This is a genomic window from Acinetobacter amyesii (genome assembly GCF_023499985.1).
GTDB lineage: Bacteria > Pseudomonadota > Gammaproteobacteria > Pseudomonadales > Moraxellaceae > Acinetobacter > Acinetobacter amyesii.
Genome location: NZ_JAMCOU010000005.1, coordinates 1 through 410, shown reverse-complemented (window position 1 = coordinate 410; position 410 = coordinate 1). Strand labels below are relative to the sequence as shown.

Here is a 410-nt window from a genome sequence, read left to right as displayed (position 1 = left end):
ATCCATTGCTTTGAACTTACGGCATCAAAACGTGGATTTGGATCATCTGACCACGCATCCAAAGTGGTCAGTTTTAAGTTATCACAACGTATCGGTTTAATTAGTTCATTTGCCATCACCAATAAATCAGGAACACCTTCTTCAACTGGATAAAGTGAAAGCTCTCCCAAACGTATCCATAAGTTGTATTTTGTTGAATCTTCTGGGTCTATAATTTTAGTAATTTCAATTCGTGGATCATTTAGTTTTTCACGAATTTGTTCTTCACTCAAGTCTAGTTTCTCTAGCCAGTAGGGGGAAAGTAAAAAGCACCATGTAGGCGTACGAATACCACCACCTAACCCATCCCGATCATCTGCAATAAACATATTTTCATGAGAAAACTCCATACCAGGATGATCAATATCGAG

The 410-nt window shown here is 38.0% G+C and carries 1 pseudogene; it reads right to left on the bottom strand.

The window, feature by feature from the left end:
* Positions 1–410: pseudogene (locus M5F03_RS00045) on the bottom strand (DUF3396 domain-containing protein); the annotation flags it as partial.